Consider the following 2,696-nt stretch of genomic DNA (forward strand, 5'->3'; position numbering starts at 1 on the left):
GCCAGCGTGATGCAATTGGCGATCACGATCGGCCAGGCGCCGAGCAGCAGGCCATAGACCAGCCAGCAGGCCACGCCGGCGGTGAACGCGCTGTACATGCCGAGCGAGATGCCGCGCACGTCGCGGGTTTGAAAGGTGTGCCAGGCCTGCGGCACAAAGCTGGCGGTGGTGAGGACGGCGGCAATAAAACCGATGACATCGGGAAGAGACATGGCAGGTAGGGGGTGCGCGCGCGGACGCTGGAATGCAGTAAAAGACTCAATTGTCCCTCACCACCCAGTCCAGCAGCGCGTCAAAGGCAGGGCGCGCCGCCTTGGCGTTCGGGTGGTTGGCAATGGCGACCACCACATAGCGCTTGCCGCTGGCCGCCAGCACATAGCCGGCCACGGCGCTGATATCGCGCAGGCTGCCGGTCTTCAGGTGGGCGCTGCCCTCGGGCAGGGCGCGGCGGTTCTTGAGCGTGCCGTCCACGCCTGCAATCGGCAGTGAGGCCATCAGCTCCGGCATCCAAGGTGAGCGGTACGCGGTTTGCAGCAGGCGCGCCAGGGCCTGGGCGCTGATGCGGTCCTGGCGCGACAGGCCCGAGCCGTTGTCCAGCAGCGGCGCGTCGTCGGTGCCGATGCGCTCTTTCCACCAACGACGCACGACGTCGCGCGAGGCCGCTTGCGTGGCAACCCCGCTCTCCAGCTGGCCATTCGGGTCACGGGCTGGCAGACTGAGCGTCAGGAACAGCTGCTGCGCCATCACGTTGTTGCTGTACTTGTTGATGTCGCGGATCACCTCGGCCAAGGGCGGCGAGCTCATTTCAAACGCCGGCGCCAGCTCAGGCACGCGCCCCTCGCGCACCGTGCCCATCAGCTTGCCGCCCATCTCATGCCACAGACCGGCCACGGCGCGCACGCTATAGCTTTTGGGGTCGGCATAGGCCACCGGCCAGACTTTCTCGGCGCAGCTGGCCAGGTAAGCGCCATCAAAGCGGATGCGCGTGGCGTCAGAAAAATCAGCCTTGAGCGCCGCCCGGTAGTCGCCACACTCGGCGCTGGCACCCGCCACCCCGCCGGCCAGGCGCACGCTCCTCTGCATCTGCACGCCCGCCAGCGGCGGCTCGAACTGCACCTGGGCCAGGTTGGCGCTGCGGTCCGGCACAAAGGTCATGAGCACCGACTTGAAGTTGAGCAGCAGGGCGTCGGGCGCGGCGTTATAAGGGCGCAGCGGTTCGCCGTCAAAGCTGGCCGGGTCCACCTCAACCGTCTCAAACGCGCTGCGGTCCAGCACGATGTCGCCCGCTATGTTGTCAATGCCCAGGCCCTGCACCCGGCGCAGCAGCAGCCACAGGCGCTCGGCCACCAGCTTGGGGTCGCCCTGGCCTCGGATATACAGGTTGCCAAACAAGGTGCCATCGCGCACCGCGCCTTCCACGAACACCGGCGTGCGCCAAGTGAAGGCCGGGCCCAGCAGATTGAGCGCCGCATAGGTGGTCACCAGTTTCATCACGGAGGCCGGGTTGACCGGGACATTGGCGCGATGACTCAGTCGCGGCCGCGCTTTGCCTTCGGCGTCGACCACCAGCAGCGTGACGGCGTCGCGCGGGATCTTTGCGCGGGCCAGGGCCGCGTCCACCTCGGGCGGCAGGGCTTGCGCCAAGGCCAGACCGCACACCACGGTGGAGACAGCGCCCAGCAGGCCATGGGATAAAAACATGCCCCGATTATCCGGCGGCCCCTTGCCGCCACGGATAATGGCAGCATGCATTCTTCATCCCGCCATTCATCCAGCGGCTTTTCGCCGCGCACGATTGGCCTCGCCGCGGCGGTCGTCACGGTGCTGATCTGGACCTCCTTCATCCTCATCGCGCGTGCCTCGGCCGATCCGGCGCGCGGCGGCACCCTGAGCCCGTTTGACATTGCCTTTTGCCGCATCGTCGGCGCCAGCCTGATTTTGTTGCCCTGGGGCGCGTGGCTGGTGCGCCGCGACCGGGCTTGGGGCGTGCGGCAGTCCTCGCTGCTGGGCTTGTCGCCGCTGTCGCTGCGGGTCACCGCCACGGTCGGCCTGTTTGGCGGTTTGCTCTATGCCGTGCTGGTATACAGCGGCTTTGTGTTTGCCCCGGCGGCGCACGCCTCGGTCTTGATGCCGGGCAGCCTGCCGCTGTGGACCGCCCTGCTGGCGGTGCTGGTGCTGCACGACCGCATCACGCCGTTGCGCGCACTCGGTCTGGCCTGCATCGTGCTGGGCGACCTGATGGTGGGCGGCGCCAGTCTGTTGCACGCGTTTGACGGCGGCGAGGTCTGGAAGGGTGACCTGCTGTTCATGATGGCCGCGCTGTGCTGGTCCACCTACAGCGTGCTGGCGCGCCGCCATGCGCTGGATGCGGTGCGCGCCACCATCGCCATCACGGCCTTCGCTTTTGTGACCTACGTGCCGGTCTACCTGGCGCTGCTGATCGGGCAGGCGGGCGTCGGCCATTTGCTGAACGCCCCGTGGCGCGAGGTGATGTTCCAGATGGTGTTTCAGGGCTGGGGTTCGGTGGTGGTCTCCGGCATTACGTTTACCAAAATGATCCAGCACTTTGGCCCGGTGCGCTCGACCATGATCACGGCGCTGGTGCCGGGCCTGTCGGCCTTGGGCGCGGTGCTGTTTCTGGGGGAGCCTCTTTTCTGGAACCTGGCGGCCGGGCTGGCGCTGGTGACCATCGGCAT

Annotated in this window: 3 protein-coding genes; 1 reads left to right on the forward strand and 2 read right to left on the reverse strand. The window is 67.2% G+C overall.

All coding sequences use genetic code 11. The annotated features are described in order from the left end of the window. A partial coding sequence (locus tag B3V69_RS15150; protein ID WP_296447847.1) for a SemiSWEET transporter occupies positions 1–212 on the reverse strand: 212 nt, incomplete at its 3' end. A 46-nt stretch (positions 213–258) separates the two neighbouring features. Further along, positions 259–1,701, reverse strand: a complete 1,443-nt coding sequence (gene dacB, locus B3V69_RS15155) for a D-alanyl-D-alanine carboxypeptidase/D-alanyl-D-alanine endopeptidase (protein ID WP_296447848.1) — start codon at positions 1,699–1,701, stop codon at positions 259–261. A 45-nt stretch (positions 1,702–1,746) separates the two neighbouring features. Between dacB and B3V69_RS15160 the strand changes: the two genes are divergently transcribed. Further along, positions 1,747–2,696: DMT family transporter (locus tag B3V69_RS15160; protein ID WP_296447849.1), on the forward strand; the 950-nt coding region annotated here is incomplete at its 3' end.

This window comes from Rhodoferax sp. UBA5149 (assembly GCF_002413825.1).
Classification (GTDB): Bacteria; Pseudomonadota; Gammaproteobacteria; order Burkholderiales; family Burkholderiaceae_C; genus Rhodoferax.

Excerpts from the sequence above, each read along its gene's own strand:
- dacB (WP_296447848.1), bottom strand. The coding sequence starts at position 1,701 with ATGTTTTTATCCCATGGCCTGCTGGGCGCTGTCTCCACCGTGGTGTGC.